We start from the raw sequence: 19,133 nt of genomic DNA on the forward strand, positions 1-19,133 counted from the left end.
GATGCGAGCGCCCCACCTGCGTCGCCGCAACGCCGGCCACAGAGGAGATCGCGTGACCACCGCCGAGTCGGACGTCGCCGCCGTCCGGGCGCGGCAGGTGCTCGTCGGCGACACGGTCCGCCCGGCGACGCTGCGGATCGCGGGCGGCGTCATCACCGCGATCGAGCCCTACGCCGGGACCGAGGTCTCCGGCCCGGTGCTGGAGGTGCCGGACACCGCGCACGTCCTGCCCGGCGTCGTCGACACGCACGTGCACGTGAACGAACCCGGCCGCACGCACTGGGAGGGGTTCGCCACCGCCACCCGGGCGGCCGCGCTCGGCGGCGTCACCACGCTCGTCGACATGCCGCTCAACTCGGTCCCGCCCACCACCACGGTCGCCCACCTCCGCGGCAAGCAGGCGGCGGCGGACGGCCGGCTCGCCGTGGACGTCGGGTTCTGGGGCGGTGCCGTCCCGGGCAACGAGGGCGATCTCGAGGCGCTCTGGGCGGCGGGGGTGTTCGGTTTCAAGTGCTTCCTCTCCCCCAGCGGCGTCGACGAGTTCCCGCCGCTGGACCCGCCCGGCTTCACCCGCGCGCTGACGACCGTCGCCGGGTTCGGCGGGCTGGTGATCGTGCACGCCGAGGACGCCGGCGTGCTGGAGTCGGCACCGGCGCGGCCGAGCCGGGCCTACGCCGACTTCCTGCTCAGCCGACCCGACGACGCCGAGACCCGGGCGATCCGGCAGGTCGTCGACGGCGCGCGGAGCACCGGCGCCCGGGTGCACGTGCTGCACCTGTCGAGTGCCCGGGCGCTGCCGCTGCTGCAGGCCGCCCGGGACGAGGGGCTGCCCGTCACGGTGGAGACCTGCCCGCACTACCTGACCTTCAGCGCCGAGCAGATCCCCGACGCCGCGCCGCAGTTCAAGTGCTGCCCGCCGATCCGTGACGCCGGCAACCGCGACGAGCTGTGGTCGGCGCTGGCCGCAGGCCTCATCGACTGCGTGGTGAGCGACCACTCGCCCGCGCCCGCGGAGGAGAAGACCCGCGGCGACGGCGACCTGCAGCAGGCCTGGGGCGGGATCTCCGGCCTGCAGGTCGGGTTCACCGCCGTGGCCGCCGAGGCCGCCCGCCGCGGGATCGGCATCGCCACCGTCAGCCGGTGGACGTCCCGGAACACCGCCGACCTGGCCGGGCTCCCCCGCAAGGGCCGGATCGCGGTGGGGGCCGACGCCGACCTCGTCGTGCACGACACCGCCGCGGACACGGCGATCTCCGCCGACCGGCTGGCCCACCGCCACCCGATCTCGGCCTACGACGGCGCCACCTTCCCCGGCCGGGTGACGCACACGGTGGTCCGCGGGCGCGCCGTGCACCCCGCCCGCCCCGACCACACCTGGGGCACCCAGCTGGAGAGGAGCGCCTGATGGCCACCGGAGAGCTGCACGTCCCGCCCCGGCTGCTCATGGGCCCCGGCCCGATCACCGTCGACCCCCGGGTGCTGCGGGCGATGTCGGCGCAGCTGGTCGGGCAGTTCGACCCGTTCATGACCGCGACCATGAACGAGACGATGGCGCTGTACCGCACCGTGTTCGGCACCTCGAACGAGCAGACGTTCCTGGTGGACGGCACCTCGCGCGCCGGGATCGAGGCGGCGCTGGTGTCGCTGCTGGAGCCCGGCGACCGGGTGCTGGTGCCGGTGTTCGGCCGGTTCGGCCACCTCCTCGCGGAGATCGCGGCGCGGTGCGGTGCCGAGGTGCACACCGTCGAGGCGCCGTGGGGTGAGGTCGTCCCGCCGGAGGCCGTGGAGGCGGCGGTCACCCGGGTCCGGCCGAAGCTGCTCGTGGTGGTCCAGGGAGACACCTCCACCACGATGTGCCAGCCGCTCGCCGAGATCGGCGAGATCTGCCGCCGGCACGGCGTGCTGTTCTACTGCGACGCGACGGCCTCGCTCGGGGGCAACCCGTTCGAGGCCGACGCCTGGGGCCTCGACGTCGTCACCGCGGGCCTCCAGAAGTGCCTCGGCGGCCCCTCGGGCAGCGCGCCGATCACCCTCTCGCCGCGGGCGGTCGAGCTGATCGGGGGCCGGACGCACGTGGAGGCCGGCATCCGGGCCGACGACGACGTCGACCGGGGCACGCGCATCGCGTCCAACTACTTCGACCTGGCCCAGGTGATGGCCTACTGGGGGCCGCGCCGGCTCAACCACCACACCGAGGCCACCACCATGCTCTACGCGGCCCGGGAGTGCGCCCGGCTGCTGGTCGAGGAGGGCATCGAGCGCGCGGTCGCCCGGCACGAGCTGCACGGCCGGGCGATGCTCGCCGGGGTCGGCGGCCTGGGCCTGGCGGTCTTCGGCGACGTCGCGCACAAGATGACCAACGTCGTCGCGGTCGAGGTCCCCGACGGCGTGTCGGCCGACCGGGTGCGCACCGCGCTGCTGGCGGACTTCGGCATCGAGATCGGCACCTCGTTCGGGCCGCTGCACGGCCGGGTCTGGCGGATCGGCACGATGGGCTACAACGCCCGCCGGGACGCGGTGCTCACCACGCTGGCCGCGCTGGAGCAGGTGCTGCGCGGTTGCGGGGTGCCGGTGCCCGCGGGCGGCGGGGTCGGTGCCGCGCGCGAGGTGTACGGGGCATGACCACACCCCGGACGTCAGCCGCCGAGGTCCTGGCCCGCTGCGCGGAGCTGGACCGCTTCTCCGCCGCCCCGGACCACCTCGAGCGCCGGTACCTCACCGGGGAGCACGCCGCGGCCAACCGGCACGTGGCCGGCTGGATGGCCCAGGCCGGCCTGCGCACCTGGCAGGACGCCGCCGGCAACCAGTGGGGCCGGCGCGAGGGCGGCTCCGCCGGCCTGCCGGCGCTCGTGCTCGGCTCCCACCTGGACACCGTGCCGGACGCCGGCAGCTACGACGGGATGCTCGGGGTGGTCATGGCGATCGCCGTGGCCGAGCGGCTGCGGGAGGCCCCGCTGCCCTTCGCCCTCGAGGTGGTCGGGTTCAGCGACGAGGAGGGTGCCCGGTTCGGCAAGGCCCTGCTCGGCAGCCAGGCCGCCGCCGGCACGTGGGACGCCGCCTGGTGGTCGCTGCGCGACGGGGACGGCGTCTCCCTGCACCAGGCCTTCCTCGACTTCGGCCTCGCCCCGGACCGGGTCGGCGAGGCCGCTCGCCGGCCGGCCGAGCTGGTCGGCTACCTGGAGGCGCACATCGAGCAGGGCCCGTACCTGGAGGCCGCCGACCGGTCCCTGGGCTGCGTTACCGCCATCGCCGGAGCCCGCCGGTTCCGGCTGGCCGTCCTCGGCGAGGCCCGGCACGCGGGCGGGACCCCGTACCCCCGCCGGCGCGACGCGCTGATCGGCGCCAGCGAGGCCGTCGTCGCGATCGAGCGGCTCGCCCGGGCCAGCGACTGCATCGCCACCGTCGGCCGGCTGGAGGTCTCCCCCGGGGCGGTCAACGTCATCCCCGGCCGGGTCGACCTCACCCTCGACCTCAGGGCGGCCACCGACGGCGCGCGCGACCGGATGTGGGAGCTGCTGCAGGCCGAGATCACCGCGATCTGCGACCGGCGCGGGCTGCGCCTGGAGGTCGAGGAGACCCACCGCGCCGCCGCCGCCCCATGCGCGCCGTGGCTCCAGCAGGCCGTGGTCGACGGCATCCGCGCCACCGACGACGTCGGCGCCGACGAGCCGATGGCGCTGTGGAGCCCCGCCGGCCACGACGCGATGGCGATCGCCGCGGTGACCGACGTCGGCATGCTGTTCGTGCGCTGCGCCGACGGGGTGAGCCACTCCCCGGACGAGGACGTCCGCGAGGTCGACGTCGCCCGCGGGCTGGACGCTTTCGCGGCGGCGGTGCTGCGCGTCGCGGCGACCGCGGCGGCCCGGCCGTGACCGGGCCGCGCATCGACGAGCGGATCGCCCGCCGCCGCACCGAGCTGACCGCCCAGGAGCGGCGCGCCGCGGAGACGCTGCTCGAGCACCTCGACGACCTCGCGATCTACCGCGCCGCCGAGCTCGCGGCGCTGGCCGGCGTGTCGAAGGCGACCATGAGCCGGCTGTTCCGCTCGCTCGGCTTCGCCGACTTCGACGAGGTCCGGGCGCACCTGCGGGCCCTGCGCAGCGCGGGCGAGCCGGGGCGGGTCGCCGGCCCGCCCGACCTCGCGGCCCACGCCGGGGCGGAGGCGGACGCCGTCGCCGCCGCGGTGCTGCAGCCGGCGGTCGCCGACGCGGTGGCGGTGCTGGCCGACGCCCGCTCGGTGCTCGTCGCCGGCTGGCGCAACAGCCACCCGGTCGCGCTGCACCTGCGCGGGCAGCTGGTGCAGGCCCGCCCGCGGGTGGCGCTCGCCCCGCTCCCCGGGCAGGTGGTCGGTGAGGAGCTGGCCGATCTGGGGCCCGGCGACGCGGTGGTCGCCGTCGGCTTCCGCCGCCGGCCGGCCGGCTTCGCGGCGTTCCTGGCCGCGGCCGCGGCCACGGGGGCCGACGTCCTGCTCTTCGGCGACCCGACCGCCGCCGGGCACGCCGGCGCGGCCCGGGTGTGGCTGCCGTGCCCGGTGCAGGGCGCGCTGGCCTACGACTCCTACGCCGCCGCGATGAGCGTGGTCGCCGTGCTCGCCGACGGCGTGCTGACCCGGAGAGGGCGCACCGGGCGCGACCGGGTCACCGCGATCAGCGCGACCTACGACCAGTTGGCGGAGGTGGAGTGATGGACCTCGCGTGGGTGGAGACCCATCGGGACGCGACGGACCGGGACAGCCTCGCGCTGCGGCCGGGCGAACGGTTGCTGGCCGGCGGCACCTGGCTGTTCTCCGAGCCGCAGCCGGACGTCACCGGACTGGTCGACCTGACCACGATGGACTGGGCGCCGTGGGAGCCGCTGCCGGACGGCGGGCTGCGGCTGTCCGCGACCTGCACGATCGCGCAGGTGCAACAGGCGCCCTGGCCGGCGCCCGGGCTGGCGCGGCGGTGCGCGGACGCGCTGCTGATGTCGTTCAAGGTGCAGGCCGCGGCGACCGTCGGCGGGAACCTGTGCCTGGCGCTCCCGGCGGGCGCGATGATCGCGCTGACCGCGGCCCTGGCCGGCGAGGTGGTGGTGTGGACGCCCGACGGCGGCGAGCGGCGGGTGCCCGTGCCGGCGTTCGTCCGAGGCGCCGGGGTGGTCGACCTGCGGCCCGGCGAGGTGGTCCGGGCCGTGGACCTGCCCGGCCCGGCGCTCCGGGCGCGCACGGCGGTCCGGCGAGCCGCACTGACCACGTACGGCCGCAGCGCCGCGCTGGTCGTCGGCCGGCGCGAGGCCGGCGCCGTCGTCCTGACCGTGACCGGCTCGGTGCCCCGGCCGGTCGTGCTCGCGCTGCCGGCCGCGACGTCGGCGGGCGCGGTCCGCGACGTGGTGGCCCGAGCCGGGGCCGAGGTCGGCTGGTACGCCGACGCGCACGGCGCCCCCGACTGGCGGGCCGCCCAGACCGGGCTGCTCGCGACCCAGGTCTGGGGCGAGCTGACGAGAGGGGCGGCATGATCCTCGACGGGGCCGAGGTGCCCGGGCGTCCGGCCGCGGGTCAGTGCCTGCGCACCTGGATCCGCGAGAACGGCGGCACGGCGGTGAAGAAGGGCTGCGACTCCGGCGATTGCGGCGCGTGCACCGTGCTGCTCGACGGGGCGCCGGTGCACTCCTGCATCACCCCGGCGGTTCGCGCGACCGGCCGGCCGGTCACCACCGCCGCCGGGCTCGGCACCCCGGAACAGCCCTCCCCGGTGCAGCGTCGGTTCGTCGCGGCAGCCGGCTTCCAGTGCGGCTTCTGCACGCCGGGCTGGGTGGTGACCGCGACGGCGCTGGCCGACGCGGACGGGGCGGTCGGCGTCGACGAGCCGGAGCTCGCCTTCAAGGGCAACCTCTGCCGGTGCACCGGTTACCGGTCCGTCCGCGACGCGCTCGCGGGCCGGGCCAACGTGCAGGACGCCGGCCCGGGCTGCGGGGCGGTCGGCGCCTCGGTCGCCGCCCCCGCCGGCCCGCGGGTGGTCACCGGCTGCGAGCCCTACACCTTGGACCTGCCCGACGCCGGGGTGCTGCACGTGCGGTTGGTCCGCGCCGAGCAGGCGCACGCCCGGATCGTCTCGATCGACACCTCGCGGGCGGAGACGCTCCCCGGGGTCGAGCTGGTGCTCACCTCCGCCGACTCCCCGGACGTCCTGTACTCCACCGGCCGGCACGAGAACCGGCTCGACGACCCGGACGACACCCGCCTGTTCGACGACGTGGTGCGCTTCCGCGGGCAGCGGGTCGCCGCGGTCGTGGCGGTCTCCGCCGCCGTCGCCGCGCGGGCGGCGGCACTGGTCGAGGTGCGGTACGAGCCGTTGCCGGCGGTCTTCGACCCGGAGGCGGCCCGGTCGCCCGGCGCGCCGCTGCTGCACGGGGACAAGGACCCTGCGGCGTCCCGGATCGCCGAGCCCGGCCGGAACGTGGTGGCGGCCTCGCACGGTGAGGTCGGGGACGTCACGGCTGCGCTGGGCGCGTCGGCGCACACCGTCCGCGGCACCTGGACCAGCGCCCGCGTCACCCACGCCGCGCTGGAGACCCACGGGGCGCGGGCCTGGGTCGACGACGACGGCACCCTGGTGGTGCGGACCAGCACGCAGGTGCCCTTCCTGGTCCGGGCGGAGCTCGCCCGGGTGCTCGGCCGCGACCCGGCGGGGGTGCGGGTGGTCGCCGCCCGGGTCGGTGGCGGCTTCGGCGGCAAGCAGGAGCTGCTGGTCGAGGACGTCGTCGCGCTGGCCGTGCTGCGCCTGGCCGAGCGCGGCGACCGCCGGCCGGTGCAGCTGGAGCTGACCCGGGAGGAGCAGTTCACCGCCGTGCCGATGCGGCACCCGATGCGCGTCTCGGTCGCCGTGGGCGCCGACCCGGACGGCCGGCTGACCGCGCTGCACGTCGACGTCCTCAGCGACACCGGCGCGTACGGCAACCACGGGCCCGGGGTGATGTACCACGGCGTGCACGAGTCGGTGGCGGTCTACCGGGCCGCGAACAAGCGGGTCGACGCCGAGGCCGTGTACACGAACAACCCGCCCAGCGGCGCCTTCCGGGGGTACGGCCTCGGCCAGGTCGTCTTCGCGATCGAGTCCGCGCTCGACGAGCTGGCCCGGCAGGTGGGCATCTCCCCGTTCGACCTGCGCCGCCGCAACGTGGTCGTGCCCGGCGACCCGTTCGTGGTGGACGGGTACCCGAACACCGATCTCGCGTTCGGCAGCTACGGGCTCGACCAGTGCCTGGACCTCGCCGAGCAGGCGCTCGCCGAGCGGCCCACCCCGGTGCCGGAGGGCGACGGGTGGGCCCTCGGTGAGGGGATGGCGCTGGCGATGATCGCCACGATCCCCCCGCGCGGCCACCACTCGAACGCCCGGGTCGTCCTCGACGTCGACGGCACCGCCACCGTCGAGGTGGGCACCGCGGAGTTCGGCAACGGCACCGCCACGGTGCACACCCAGCTGGTCGCCGACGTCCTCGGGCTCTCCCCCGACCGCGTCCGGCTGGTCACGTCGGACACCGCGACCGCCGGATACGACTCGGGCGCGTTCGGGTCGACCGGGACGGTGGTCGCCGGCCAGGCGGTGCAGCACGCCGCCGAGGACGTGCGTCGCCGGCTGGACGCGCTGGGCGGCCTCGGCCGACTGGACCGGGCGCTGTCGGGAACGGGCGTGAACACCGGTACCGGGCGGTCGGTGGCGTTCAACGTGCACGCCGTCCGCGTCGCCGTGCACGCCGCCACCGGCGAGGTGCGCCTGCTCGACTCGGTGCAGGCCGTCGACGCCGGGGTGGTGCTCAACCCCGAGCAGCTGCGCGGGCAGGTCGAGGGCGGCGTCGCCCAGGCGATCGGCTCGGCGCTCCAGGAGGAACTGGTCGTGGCCGACGGCCACGTGCTCACCCGCGGCTTTCGGGACTACCGGACGCCCCAGCTGGGGGACGTGCCGCCCACCCGGGTGCTGTTCGCCGGCACCTCCGACGCCCTGGGCCCGCGCGGCGCCAAGTCGATGAGCGAAGCCCCCTACAACCCGGTGGCCCCGGCCATCGCGAACGCGGTGCGCGACGCCGTCGGCGTGCGCCCCACCGAGCTGCCGATGAGCCGGGACCGCATCTGGCGCCTGACCCGAGGAGGAACACCATGACGTCCGTCGCCGACGAGAAGTGGTTGCAGCAGTGCGTCGCCCTCGCCACCGCGAACGTGGCCGACGGCGGCGGCCCCTTCGGGGCGCTCGTCGTCCGGGACGGCACGATCGTGGCGAGCGGGGTGAACCGGGTGACCCCCGACCTGGACCCCACCGCCCACGCCGAGGTCGTCGCCATCCGGTCGGCCTGCCGGGAGCTGGGCACCTTCACGCTCGCCGGCTGCACGCTGTTCACCTCGTGCGAGCCGTGCCCCATGTGCGCGGCGTCCTCCCTGTGGGCGCGGCTGGACCGGGTCGTGTTCGCCGCCAACCGCGACGACGCGGCCGACGGTGGGTTCGACGACCGGGCCTTCTACGACCTGCTCGCCTCCCCGCCGCCGTCCTGGCCGACCCCGGTGCAGGAGCTGCGCCTGGACACCGCGGTCGCACCGTTCCTGGCCTGGCGCGACAACCCGCTGCGGGTCGACTACTGACGCCGGTCCCGGGCGAGACGACCGTTCCACGGTGAGATCGACGTTTCTCTTAACAGACCCGCAACGCGCGGCCACCGGCGCCGAAACCCACCGCTCCTAGCGTCCTCCTCCGGCGGGTGGGCGACGCACTCCCCCACCCGGATCAGCCCCTCTGCGACCAGGAGACGCCCATGACCACGCGCACGCTGCGCACCGCCGCAGCACTCACCGGCGCCGCACTCCTCCTCACCGCCTGCGGCGGCTCCGGCGAGAGCGACAGCGCCGCAGCCGACGGCGACCTCGGCCCGGTGACGCTGCAGCTCTCCTGGATCAAGAACGCCGAGTTCGCCGGCGAGTACTTCGCCGACGCCAACGGCCACTACACCGACGCGGGCTTCGGCACCGTCACGATGGACCCCGGCCCGGGGCCGATCGAGACGCTGGTCGCCAGCGGGGAGGCGGACTTCGGGCTCAGCAACGCCGTCGCCACCGCCCAGGTGATCGCGGAGGAGGACGCCCCCCTCAAGATCGTCGGCACCAAGTTCCAGAAGAACCCCTTCACCATCCTGTCGCTGGCCGGCGGCGGGGACATCGCCACGCCGCAGGACCTGGTCGGCAAGCGGATCGGCGTCCAGGCCGGCGGCAACGAGACGCTGTTCGACGCCCTCCTGGAGGTCAACGGGATCGATCCCGCCGAGGTCGAGAAGGTGCCGGTCGAGTACGACCCCGCGCCTCTCATCGACGGTGAGGTCGACGGCTTCCTGGCCTACCTCACCAACGAGTCGATCACCGTGCAGAACGCCGGCGAGGAGGTGACCAACCTGCCCTTCGCCGACAACGGCCTGCCGTTCGTCGCCGAGAGCATCATCACCACCGACGAGATGATCGCCGACGAGCCGGAGAAGGTGAAGGCCTTCCTGGAGGCGGAGATCCGGGGCTGGCAGGACTACCTGCGCGACCCGGAGGAGGGCGCCCGCCTCGCGGTCGAGGAGTACGGCGCCGACCTCGACCTCGACCTGGCCAAGGAGGTCCAGCAGGCGGAGGTGCAGAGCACCCTCATCGTGACGCCCGACGTCGAGACCAACGGGCTGCTCACCATCAGCGACGAGCTGATCGAGCAGAACCTCGCGACCCTCGCCGCGGCCGACATCGACGTCACCGACGCCGCCGACCTGTTCGACCTCTCGCTGCTGCAGGAGCTGCTGGAGGAGAAGCCGGAGCTCGTCGAGGTGCCCACGGCGGCCTCCTGACCTCCCGTCCCCCGACGACCCCGGAGCGCTACCCATCGTGACCTCGCTCGACGAGACCGACGTCCCCCGGCCGGCCGCTCCCCGGCCGGCCGGGGGCACCGGCATCCACCTCCAGGGCCTCACCAAGGCCTTCGGCTCCGGCCGCAAGCAGGTGCAGGCCCTGACCGACGCCACCGTCCACACCGACCGGGGCAGCTTCCTGTCCCTGCTGGGTCCCTCCGGCTGCGGCAAGTCCACGATCCTGCGGATCCTCGCGGGTCTGGAGGAGCCGACCGGCGGCACCGCGCTGGTCGACGGCATGACCCCGCTGGAGCTCCGCCGGGAGCACGCCCTCGGGATCGCGTTCCAGGACTCCGCGCTGCTGCCCTGGCGGTCGGTCGAGGCGAACATCCGGCTGCCCTTCGAGGTGTCCGGCACCCGGCCCGATGCCGCGCTGGTCCGCGAGCTGATCGACCTGGTCGGCCTCTCCGGCTTCGAGAAGGCCAAGCCGGCGCAGCTGTCCGGCGGCATGCGGCAGCGGGTCTCGATCGCCCGCGCGCTGGTGGTCCAGCCGTCGGTGCTGCTGCTCGACGAGCCGTTCGGGGCGCTCGACGACATGACGCGGCAACGGCTCAACGTGGAGCTGCTGCGGATCTGGACGGAGAAGCCGGCGACCACCTTGATGGTCACCCACGGCATCTCCGAGGCGATCTTCCTCTCCGACCAGGTGGCGGTGATGAGCCCGCGGCCCGGTCGGGTCAAGGAGGTGATCGAGGTGGACCTGCCCCGCCCCCGGCACCCCGAGATGCTGCGGACACCGGAGTTCCACGCGCTGCACGACCACGCCTCGGAGTTGCTCTTCGGCGACGGCTCGGCGGCGGGGTGAGCGCCGTGCTCGCCCGCGACTCGCTGCGTTCGGCGGCCCTCGGCGCTCTCGGCCTCGCCGGCGTGGTCGCCGTCTGGTGGCTGCTCCAGCTGACCGTGCTCGCCGACGCCCGCATCCCCTCCCCGGCGGGCGTGGTCTCCGCCGCCGTCGACCGGGGGTGGAGCTACTACGCCACGCACTTCGGCATGACGCTGGAGGAAGCCGCGATCGGCTTCGGCTACGGCACGGTCGCGGCGGTGGCGCTCGCCGCCCTGACCCTCCTGGTGCCCGCGCTGGAGCAGCTGGTCATGCAGATCGCGGTGATCACCTACTGCGTCCCGCTGGTCGCCATCGCACCGGTGCTGTTCATCGTGATCGGCAACCCCGCCGAGGGCGAGCGGGCCGGCACCGCCACCGCGCTGGCGGCGCTGTCGGTCTTCTTCACCACCGTCGTCGGCACCGTCCTGGGCCTTCGGTCGGCGGACCCCGCCAGCCTGGAGGTGGTCCGGGTGTTCGGGGGTGGCGTCGTCCGCCAGCTGACCAAGGTCCGGTTGATCGCCGCGCTCCCGGCGGTGCTGGCCGCCCTCCGCCTGGCGGCACCGCTGGCCTTCCTCGGCGCGATCCTCGGGGAGTACGTCGGCGGGGTGCAGCGCGGCGTGGCGGTCACCCTCAAGATCGCGCAGCAGAACGTCGACGTGGCCGGAGCCTGGGCGATCGGCCTCGGCTGCGCGCTGGTGGCCGGCGCCTGCTACGGGCTGTTCGCCCTCCTCGCCCGGGTCGCCACGCCCTGGTCCCGGGGAGCGGCATGAGCACCGACCTGCTGGTGCCCGGCCGGCCCGCCGCCGGCTCCCCCGCGCCGCGGGGCAGCCACCCGCTGCTGGCGGCCACGCTCCGGACCGTGGGCACCATGGCGCTGGTGCTGCTCGTGGTCGTGGCGCTGTGGGTGCTGGGCCTGTGGGCCTTCGACGTCTCCAGCTTCGTCGGCAAGGGGCCCGCCGACGTCGTCGAGATCCTCTTCCTCGACGAGGACGCCCCCCAGCTGCGGGCCGAGATCGCGGGGTTGCTGGGGCAGACGCTGCTCGACGCCGGGATCGGGTTCGTCGCCGGCATGCTGACCGCCGTCCTGCTGGCCGCCGCCGTCGTCCGGTTCCGCGCCGCGGAGAGCGCGGTGATGCCGGTGGCGCTGGTCCTGCAGACCGTGCCGCTGATCGCGCTGGCGCCGATGCTGATCCTGCTGGTCGGCCGCGGCTGGCCGATCGTCGCCCTGATGAGCGCCATCGTGGTGCTGTTCCCGGCGCTGGTGAACATCGTCGTCGGGCTGCGCTCGGTGAGCCCGCAGATGCGTGACCTGGTGCTGGTCTACGGCGGCTCACCGATGACGGTGCTGCGCACGGTCGGGTTCCCCTCCGCGCTCCCGGCGCTGTTCGCCTCTGTGCGCATCGCCGTGCCCGGCTCGATGACCGGTGCCCTCCTGGCCGAGTGGCTGGCCACCGGTCAGGGGATCGGCTACGCGGTGGTCTCGGCCGCCGCCCGCTCCCAGATCGGGCGGGTGTGGGCGCTGGTCGTGGTGATCACGGTGGTCTCCCTGCTGCTCTACCTGGTCGCCCAGCTGGTCGAGACGGCCGTGCTCAGCCGCTTCGGACAGGCCGACCGGGCATGACGACCGCCCGCCGCACTCCGCGGTACCCACCGCACTCCCGGCCGGTCCCGGACGACCCCGCGGTCGACGCGATGGTGGCCGCGCTGCCGAAGGTGAGCCTGCACTGCCACCTCATCGGCTCGGTCGCCCCGCAGACGGTGGTCGACCTCGCGGCGCGGCACGGCGTGCGGCTGGACCGCTCGGCCGAGGACCTCTACGACCACGACAGCTACGCCGACCTCGGCGAGTTCCTCCGGGTGCTGGACGTCGTCGGGTCGGTGGTCCGGGACGCCGAGGACTTCCACCGGGTCACCTACGAGTCGCTCACGGCCGGCGGCGCCGACCACGGCGTCCTGTACCGCGAGATCCAGCTGAGCCCACCGGGGCATCCGGGCGTGCCCTACCCGCGGATCCTGGAGGGCGTCCTCGCCGGGCTGCGCGACGCCCGCACCGACACCGGCATCGACGCCCGGCTGGTGGTCGGGATCAACCGCGAGCGCAGCGCCGCCGAGGCCGTCGAGCTGGTCGAGCAGGTGATCGAGCACCGCGTCGACGAGGTGGTCGGCATCGGGCTGGACTACGCCGAGGTCAACGGCCCGCCCGAACGGTTCGTCGAGGCGTACCGGCTCGCCGGGCGGGCCGGCCTGGGTCGCACGGCGCACTCGGAGTCCGGTCCGCCCGGCAACGTCCGCACCCTGCTCGACGAGCTCGGCTGCAGCCGGGTCGACCACGGCTACCACGTCGTCGACGACCCCGAGGTCACCGCGCGGTGCGTCGCCGAGCGCATCCCGTTCATCTGCACCCCGGTGAGCTCCGACATCGGCCGCTACTCCGGCAGCGGCGACGGCACCCACCGCCGGATCGCGCAGATGGTCGACGCCGGGCTGTGCGTCGCCATCGACTCCGACGACCCGCCGATGTTCGGCACCGACCCCACCCACGACCTCCGGGTGCTCGCCCATGCGCTCGGTTACCGCCGCGACGAGCTGGCGACCTTCACCGCCAACGCCATCGACGCGTGCTGGCTCGACGCGACCGAGAAGGCCGACCTGCGCGCCCGCGCGGAGGAGATGGTCGCCGCCACGCCGGACGCACCTCGCCCGACACCCCCTGCCCTGCCCGCCCAGACCAAGGAGCTCCAGCCATGACCGACTTCCGCGTGCCCGCGGTGGACATCTCCCCCTACGTCGACCCGGCGGGCTCACCCGAGAGCCGGCGCGCGGCGGCGCAGGCCTTCGACGAGGCGGCGAGCACGGTCGGCTTCGTGCAGGTGCTCGGGCACGGCGTGCCCACCGACGTCACCGATGCCTTCGCCGACGCCCTGGACGCCTTCTTCGGGCTGCCGCTGGAGGCCAAGGCGGCGTACCGCACCCCGCCGGAGGTCAACCGCGGCTACAGCCCGCCGAAGACCGAGTCGCTGAGCCTGAGCCTCGGGCTGGCGCCCTCGAACCGGATGCACGACTTCTTCGAGGCCTTCAACGTCGGGGCCGCGCACACCGACCACCCGGGGCTGGACCTGCCCGTGGCCGACTACCCCGAGAACGTGTGGCCGGCGGAGGCCGAGGGGTTCCGCGCCGCGGTGGAGAGGTACTTCGCCGAGGCGGGCCGGGTGGCGCGGACGCTGACCACCCTGTTCGCCGACGCCCTCGACCTGCCGGCCCGGTTCTTCGAGGCGTACACCGACCACAGCCTCGACGTGCTGCGGATGAACAACTACGCCCTGCCGCCCGGCGACGTGACGCTCGACGGCGACCTCACCGGCATGGGCGAGCACACCGACTACGGCATCGTCACCGTGCTGTGGGCCGACCAGGTCAAGGGCCTCCAGGTCCTCGGCCGCGACGGCGCCTGGCACGACGTCATGCCCGCCGACGGCGCGCTGCTGATCAACCTCGGCGACCTGATGGCCCGGTGGACCGGCGAGCGCTGGATGTCGACCCTGCACCGGGTCAAGCCGCCGATCGTGGCCGGCCGGATCGAGCGCCGGCGCTCCGCGGCGTTCTTCCACGACGGCAACATCGACGCGGTCATCGAGACGCTCCCGACCTGCCGGGACGCGCAGGGCAGGTCGGTGTACCCGCCCATCACGGTGGGCGAGCACATCCGCGCGAAGCTCGCCGGCTCGCGGGCCGGCGTCGCCAACCGGGAGGCCGAACGCGAGGCGGCGCGCGTCCTGGCCGCCCGGCCGGCGTGAGCACGGGGTGCCGGGTCCAGGCCGTCGTCGACGGTGGTGGGCGTCCCTTCCCGGCGGGCCGCAGCGGGCGCGACGGGGCCCGTCGTCCCTGCCGACCACCACGGCCGGGCGTCAAGGCCGTACAGTCCACGGTGATCGCCGTTGTGCCTCTGCTTCGTTCCCGGACGTCCGCAGTCGTCTCTGCCTGACGTTCCCTCTCGGTCCTGCCGGTCGGTACGGCGGTCCCGGTCCGACGACTGTCGCGCCGGACACCCCCCCACCGGGACGAGGACGACATGACCCAGGGCACCGTGAAGTGGTTCAACAGCGAGAAGGGCTTCGGCTTCATCGAGCAGGACGGTGGCGGCCCCGACGTGTTCTGCCACTACTCGGCGATCAGCGGTAGCGGCTACAAGTCGCTGGACGAGGCGCAGCGCGTCGAGTTCGACGTCACGCAGGGCCAGAAGGGCCCGCAGGCGGAGAACGTCCGCCCGATCTGAGCGATGCGACGAGGCCCCGGCGTTCCGCGCCGGGGCCTCGTCCGTTCCCGGGCCCGGTGCCCGGCCGACGGCACGTGCTCATCCGCCCGCCCACCCAGGAGGCACCCCATCGCCAGCCCCCGGTCCCGCTGCGCCGACGCCCACCTCGGGTGCACCTGCCGCGGCGACGCCGCCGTCCACGAGCAGCGCGCCCGCGAACGCGACGAGGCGCGCGCGCAGGCCGGCGACGTCGTCCCCTGCCCCGAGTGCGGCCGGCCCACCACGCCCTTCCAGCTGGTCACCTGGGGCAACTGCCGGGCCTGCCGCACCGCCCACTCGCGATCGGTGGAGCCGCTGCGCTGGTGAGCGCCGCCCGCCAGCGGTGAGCGGCGCCCGCCAGCGGTGAGCGGCGCCCGCCGGTGGGGTCAGTCCCCGGCGGCCTCCGGCAACGGCAGGGGCGCCACGGGCGCCGGCCGAGCCGCCAGCGCGTCGGTCAGCAGCGCGACCAGCGCCTCCAGCTGCACGTCCGCCGACGACTGCACCTCCTCGTCGGAGCCGTCGAGCGCCCGGGCGGCCAGCCCCGCCTTGCTGTCGATCAGCTCGGCGATCCGCGCGTCGATGGTCTGCGCGGCGATGATCCGCCAGGCGGTGACCGGCTCGGTCTGCCCGATGCGGTGGCTGCGGTCGATCGCCTGCGTCTGCTCGGCGTCGGTCCACGAGAGCTCCGCCAGCACCACGTTGGACGCCACCTGCAGGTTCAGCCCCACCCCGGCCGCGGTCAGCGAGCAGACGGCGACCGCGACGTCCGGGTCGTTGACGAAGGCGTCGACGTTCCGCTGCCGCACGCCGGGCGTCTGGTCCCCGCGGATGGAGGAGAACCGCACCCCCTGCTTGGTGAACACCTGCTCGGCGGCGTCCATCACGTCGACGTGCTTGGCGAAGAAGACCACCTTGCCGGCGCTGCGCGCGAGCTGTGCGGCGTAGTCGGCGGCGAGGTCGGCCTTGGCCTGGCCGATGCGGCGGAGCATGCCGAACACGTTGTCGCCGCTGCTGGAGGTCGTCGCGTCCTTGAGCTCCCAGCGGGCCACCGTGCGGACCAGGTCCGCGTCGATGCCCTCGACCGGCTCACCGGAGCGCCGGTTGGCCAGCGCCGTCTCGTACCGGGCCACCATGCGGCGGGCGAGGTCGCGCTCGGCCGCCCGGATCGACCGGCCGGCCGCGCCGTCCAGCTCCACCGGCAGGTCGGCGATCCGGCGGGCCGGGATGTCGGCGGCGACCTCCACCTTGCGGCGGCGGACGATGCCCATGTCGATCACGCAGCGGCGGGCCGCGGGGTAGAAGCCGGGGTCGGCCGGCGTCAGGCCCACCTCCTCGAGCGCGTTCATGAGCTCGCCCAGCGGCTTGGCGTCGTCGATCCAGCCGAGGAACTGCCAGATCGCCCGGAAGTCCTCGATGTCGTTGATCAGGGGTGTGCCGGTCAGCGCCATCAGCAGCGGCCGCACCGTGCGCGTGCGGAGCCGCTCGGAGAGCTCGAGCACGTGCTGGGAGCGCTGGGAGGTCTTGTTCTTGATGAAGTGCGCCTCGTCGACGACCATGCCGCGGAAGCCGAACTCCCCCAGCCAGCCCACGTGCCGGTCCAGGACCTCGTAGTTGACGACGACGACGTCGGCGAAGCCGTCGACGGTCTCCCCGTTGCCGTGGATGACCGTGGCCCGCCGGTGCGGCGTCCAGCGGGCGGCCTCGCGGGCCCAGTTGGTCTTGACCACGTTCGGCACGACCACCAGCAGCGGGTAGGCGTCGGCCGCGTCCGCGGCGAGCAGCGCCTGCGCCGTCTTGCCCAGGCCGGGCTCGTCGGCGAGCAGGAAGGTGCGGTGCCCGGCGGCCGCGGCGGCGACCAGCTGCGCCTGGTGCGGCATCAGCTCGGCGCCCCCGGACAGCGGCCGGGCGGACGGAGCGGGCAGCGGCATGCAGGCCGCGTCGCCGCCGCCGGCGCGCTCGAAGGAGTTGAGCAGCGGGCCGATCAGCTCCCAGCCGGCCAGCCGGCGCGGCCGGGCGACGGGCGGCGGCGCGGCCGAGAAGTCGGGGGCGAGGAAGGGGTTCGCCAGCTGCCGGGAGATGACCGACTGCGGCACCACCCGGTGCTCGGGAGCCGCGGCCGGCGCGGCGGCCGGCTCGGGCTCGGGCTCCGGCTCGGGCTCCGGCTCGATCCCCACCGACCGAAGCATCTCCTGCTGCAGCGACCGGGCGGCCCCGGTGACGACGGCGTCGTCGGCCAGCAGCGCGAGCAGCCCGGGGTCGCGCACGGCGGTCTTGGCCAGGATCGTGCCGATCCCGTCGATCCGCTTGAGCTGGTCGGACCGGGCGGCGGGGCTGAGCGTCTCGTCTGCCCGCACCCGGGCGTGCTCCTCGCGCACCATCAGTGCGACGACCTGGAACTTGGTGCGCACCGCGGGGGTGACGCGGCCCGCCTGGACGGCGGCCTCCACCGATCGGACGGTGCGGGACAGCAGCGTGACCACGTCCCCGGGGACGCGTCGCTGGTTTCGCGGGGCCGCACGTCGCTGGCCCGTCGAGCGCTGGCCTGATCGGCCCAAGACTCCTCCTCTGGGTGCCGCGGGCCGAGTGGCCCACGGCACGGTGCCGCGCACCGTCCCGCGACCGGACGACGGTCGTTCCCGGAGGCGGCCTCCGGTGACCATCCCGAGCCATGACCCGGCCCGGGGGGGGATCCGGCGAGGGATCGACGCCGCGGCGCCTGACGCCCGGCCCTCGAAGGAGGACCCGGAGCCGCCCGTCGACGATCGGGCCGACATCCGCACGCAGGACGTCGTCGCGAGACACGCGGCACGTGCCGCGCGATCGGTGCTCCTCCGAGGCTACCGCCTGCCGGCTCGCGGGGCAGCGCGCGCCGGGCGGGCCGCGCTGACGGCCTGTCCACCGGAGCACGCCGGCCCGGAGGAAGGGCCACGCCGGGATCAGCCGAGGGCCACCCCGGCGACGGGCAGGGCGATGAACACCCCGCCGGCATACGCCGGCATGGCCCACCGCTGGCGCGCAGCGAAGGCGCCGAAGGCCTCGGCCACCCGCACCGGGAGGTAGCGGATCTGCGGCACCGGGTAGATGAGGACGACCGCGGTGACGTTGAACAGCACGTGCACCAGCGCGATGACCAGGCCCTCCGGCTGACCGGTCGCCAGCGCGGCGAGCAGCGCGGTGGCCGTCGTGCCGAGGTTGGCGCCGATGGTGATCGGGTACGCGTTGCGGACCGTCAGCACGCCCGCGGCGACCAGTGGGAGCAGCGTGACGGTGACGATCGAGGAGCTCACGACGAGGATCGCCGCGACCGTGCCCACCCCGATGCCCACCAGGCCGCCGGCCTTGCCGACCGAGCGGTTGGCCTTCTCCTGCAGCGGCCCGCTGACCACCGCGCGCATGTTCTTGCTGATGTACCTGATCGTCACGTAGAGCGCCGCGATCCCCAGCACGAGCATGACGGTGCCGAGGAAGGCACCGGCCGGGACCATCGCCCCCAGGACCGTCTCCACCGCGGCGTTGGCCGGGTCCGTCGCGAGGGCGAGGGGGCTCTGCAACTCCACCCCGGAGACGCCGGCGTCGCCGACCAGGCCGCCGAGCCAGCGGGCCGTGGACGACAGGAAGCCGGTGAGCAGCTCCAGCGGCAGCAGCACCACCACCGCCAGGATGTTGAACATGTCGTGCATGGTCGCGGCCGCGACGACCTGCCGGAACTCGCCCCGGCGCTGCATGCTCACCAGGGTGACCACGGTGTTGGTCACGGTGGTGCCGATGTTGGCGCCCATGACCATCGGGACGGCGAGCTCCACCGGGATGACGCCGGCGGCCACCATGCCCACGATCGCCGAGGTGGACACCGACGACGACTGCACCAGGATGGTCGCCAGCACGCCGGCGAACAGACCGGACAGGGGATGACTCACCCCCGCCAGCACCGCGTCGTTGAACCCCTCGCCCATCTGGGCGATCCCGTCCTCGACCACCCCCACCCCGACCAGGAACAGGTAGAGCAGCAGGAGGGCCAGGACGGCGCGGCCTGCCACCTGCCCCCGGCTCATCCGCTGCGTCGGTGCGGTGTCGTCCGTCGTCGCCTCGTCCTGCCGGTCGGTCACGGCGGTCCCCCCCTGG

The 19,133-nt window shown here is 74.8% G+C and carries 16 protein-coding genes; 14 read left to right on the forward strand and 2 right to left on the reverse strand.

The genetic code is table 11. From position 1 onward, the window contains the following. The first annotated feature begins 52 nt into the window (after positions 1 to 52). The 14 genes from allB (at position 53) to ACI79A_RS06710 (ending at position 14,993) form a co-directional block, all read left to right on the forward strand. A complete protein-coding gene (gene allB / locus ACI79A_RS06645) occupies positions 53 to 1,405 on the forward strand; it encodes an allantoinase AllB (protein WP_457081230.1) in 1,353 nt (450 codons plus the stop codon). After that, positions 1,405 to 2,622: a pyridoxal-phosphate-dependent aminotransferase family protein gene (locus tag ACI79A_RS06650; protein WP_457081232.1), complete on the forward strand. Its 1,218-nt coding sequence runs from the start codon at positions 1,405 to 1,407 to the stop codon at positions 2,620 to 2,622. Before allB ends, ACI79A_RS06650 begins: the two co-directional genes overlap by 1 nt. After that, on the forward strand, positions 2,619 to 3,872 hold the full coding sequence (locus ACI79A_RS06655) for an allantoate amidohydrolase (protein WP_457081234.1): 1,254 nt from the start codon (positions 2,619 to 2,621) through the stop codon (positions 3,870 to 3,872). The genes ACI79A_RS06650 and ACI79A_RS06655 overlap by 4 nt, the downstream gene beginning before the upstream one ends. Continuing rightward, positions 3,869 to 4,684: a MurR/RpiR family transcriptional regulator gene (locus ACI79A_RS06660; RefSeq protein WP_457081236.1), complete on the forward strand. Its 816-nt coding sequence runs from the start codon at positions 3,869 to 3,871 to the stop codon at positions 4,682 to 4,684. The genes ACI79A_RS06655 and ACI79A_RS06660 overlap by 4 nt, the downstream gene beginning before the upstream one ends. Then, positions 4,684 to 5,493: an FAD binding domain-containing protein gene (locus ACI79A_RS06665; protein WP_457081238.1), complete on the forward strand. Its 810-nt coding sequence runs from the start codon at positions 4,684 to 4,686 to the stop codon at positions 5,491 to 5,493. The genes ACI79A_RS06660 and ACI79A_RS06665 overlap by 1 nt, the downstream gene beginning before the upstream one ends. Then, positions 5,490 to 8,135, forward strand: a complete 2,646-nt coding sequence (locus ACI79A_RS06670) for a molybdopterin-dependent oxidoreductase (protein ID WP_457081240.1) — start codon at positions 5,490 to 5,492, stop codon at positions 8,133 to 8,135. Before ACI79A_RS06665 ends, ACI79A_RS06670 begins: the two co-directional genes overlap by 4 nt. Then, the gene (locus tag ACI79A_RS06675; protein WP_457081243.1) at positions 8,132 to 8,608 is read left to right on the forward strand and encodes a nucleoside deaminase; all 477 of its coding nucleotides are present in this window, start codon (positions 8,132 to 8,134) and stop codon (positions 8,606 to 8,608) included. Before ACI79A_RS06670 ends, ACI79A_RS06675 begins: the two co-directional genes overlap by 4 nt. 170 nt (positions 8,609 to 8,778) lie before the next feature. Next, positions 8,779 to 9,837 carry an ABC transporter substrate-binding protein gene (locus ACI79A_RS06680; RefSeq protein ID WP_457081245.1) on the forward strand — a complete coding sequence of 353 codons (1,059 nt, stop codon included), beginning with the start codon at positions 8,779 to 8,781 and terminating at the stop codon, positions 9,835 to 9,837. 37 nt (positions 9,838 to 9,874) lie between these two features. Then, on the forward strand, positions 9,875 to 10,702 hold the full coding sequence (locus ACI79A_RS06685; RefSeq protein WP_457081247.1) for an ABC transporter ATP-binding protein: 828 nt from the start codon (positions 9,875 to 9,877) through the stop codon (positions 10,700 to 10,702). A gap of 5 nt (positions 10,703 to 10,707) precedes the next feature. Beyond that, positions 10,708 to 11,490, forward strand: a complete 783-nt coding sequence (locus tag ACI79A_RS06690) for an ABC transporter permease subunit (RefSeq protein WP_457081249.1) — start codon at positions 10,708 to 10,710, stop codon at positions 11,488 to 11,490. After that, on the forward strand, positions 11,487 to 12,341 hold the full coding sequence (locus tag ACI79A_RS06695; protein WP_457081251.1) for an ABC transporter permease: 855 nt from the start codon (positions 11,487 to 11,489) through the stop codon (positions 12,339 to 12,341). The genes ACI79A_RS06690 and ACI79A_RS06695 overlap by 4 nt, the downstream gene beginning before the upstream one ends. Further along, a complete protein-coding gene (gene add, locus ACI79A_RS06700; RefSeq protein WP_457081253.1) occupies positions 12,338 to 13,468 on the forward strand; it encodes an adenosine deaminase in 1,131 nt (376 codons plus the stop codon). The genes ACI79A_RS06695 and add overlap by 4 nt, the downstream gene beginning before the upstream one ends. Continuing rightward, positions 13,465 to 14,514, forward strand: coding sequence for an isopenicillin N synthase family dioxygenase (locus ACI79A_RS06705; RefSeq protein WP_457081255.1), 1,050 nt, complete (start codon positions 13,465 to 13,467; stop codon positions 14,512 to 14,514). The genes add and ACI79A_RS06705 overlap by 4 nt, the downstream gene beginning before the upstream one ends. A 275-nt stretch (positions 14,515 to 14,789) precedes the next feature. Then, positions 14,790 to 14,993, forward strand: a complete 204-nt coding sequence (locus ACI79A_RS06710) for a cold-shock protein (RefSeq protein WP_457076956.1) — start codon at positions 14,790 to 14,792, stop codon at positions 14,991 to 14,993. Between the two features lie 404 nt (positions 14,994 to 15,397). Here the strand turns inward: ACI79A_RS06710 and ACI79A_RS06715 are convergent, their stop codons facing one another. Together ACI79A_RS06715 and ACI79A_RS06720 are read right to left on the reverse strand one after the other, a co-directional pair. Next, complete coding sequence (locus tag ACI79A_RS06715) at positions 15,398 to 17,458, reverse strand: DEAD/DEAH box helicase (RefSeq protein ID WP_457081257.1); 2,061 nt, start codon at positions 17,456 to 17,458, stop codon at positions 15,398 to 15,400. Positions 17,459 to 17,947: 489 nt separating this feature from the next. Next, positions 17,948 to 19,117, reverse strand: coding sequence for a Na/Pi symporter (locus ACI79A_RS06720; protein ID WP_457081259.1), 1,170 nt, complete (start codon positions 19,115 to 19,117; stop codon positions 17,948 to 17,950). Positions 19,118 to 19,133 lie beyond the last annotated feature (16 nt).

It is taken from the genome of Modestobacter sp. SYSU DS0657, from assembly GCF_054050925.1.

Coding starts and splice junctions, on each gene's coding strand:
- ACI79A_RS06650 (WP_457081232.1), top strand. CDS start 1,405: ATGGCCACCGGAGAGCTGCACGTCCCGCCCCGGCTGCTCATGGGCCCC.
- ACI79A_RS06655 (WP_457081234.1), top strand. CDS start 2,619: ATGACCACACCCCGGACGTCAGCCGCCGAGGTCCTGGCCCGCTGCGCG.
- ACI79A_RS06665 (WP_457081238.1), top strand. CDS start 4,684: ATGGACCTCGCGTGGGTGGAGACCCATCGGGACGCGACGGACCGGGAC.
- ACI79A_RS06670 (WP_457081240.1), top strand. CDS start 5,490: ATGATCCTCGACGGGGCCGAGGTGCCCGGGCGTCCGGCCGCGGGTCAG.
- ACI79A_RS06675 (WP_457081243.1), top strand. CDS start 8,132: ATGACGTCCGTCGCCGACGAGAAGTGGTTGCAGCAGTGCGTCGCCCTC.
- ACI79A_RS06680 (WP_457081245.1), top strand. CDS start 8,779: ATGACCACGCGCACGCTGCGCACCGCCGCAGCACTCACCGGCGCCGCA.
- ACI79A_RS06695 (WP_457081251.1), top strand. CDS start 11,487: ATGAGCACCGACCTGCTGGTGCCCGGCCGGCCCGCCGCCGGCTCCCCC.
- add (WP_457081253.1), top strand. CDS start 12,338: ATGACGACCGCCCGCCGCACTCCGCGGTACCCACCGCACTCCCGGCCG.
- ACI79A_RS06705 (WP_457081255.1), top strand. CDS start 13,465: ATGACCGACTTCCGCGTGCCCGCGGTGGACATCTCCCCCTACGTCGAC.
- ACI79A_RS06710 (WP_457076956.1), top strand. CDS start 14,790: ATGACCCAGGGCACCGTGAAGTGGTTCAACAGCGAGAAGGGCTTCGGC.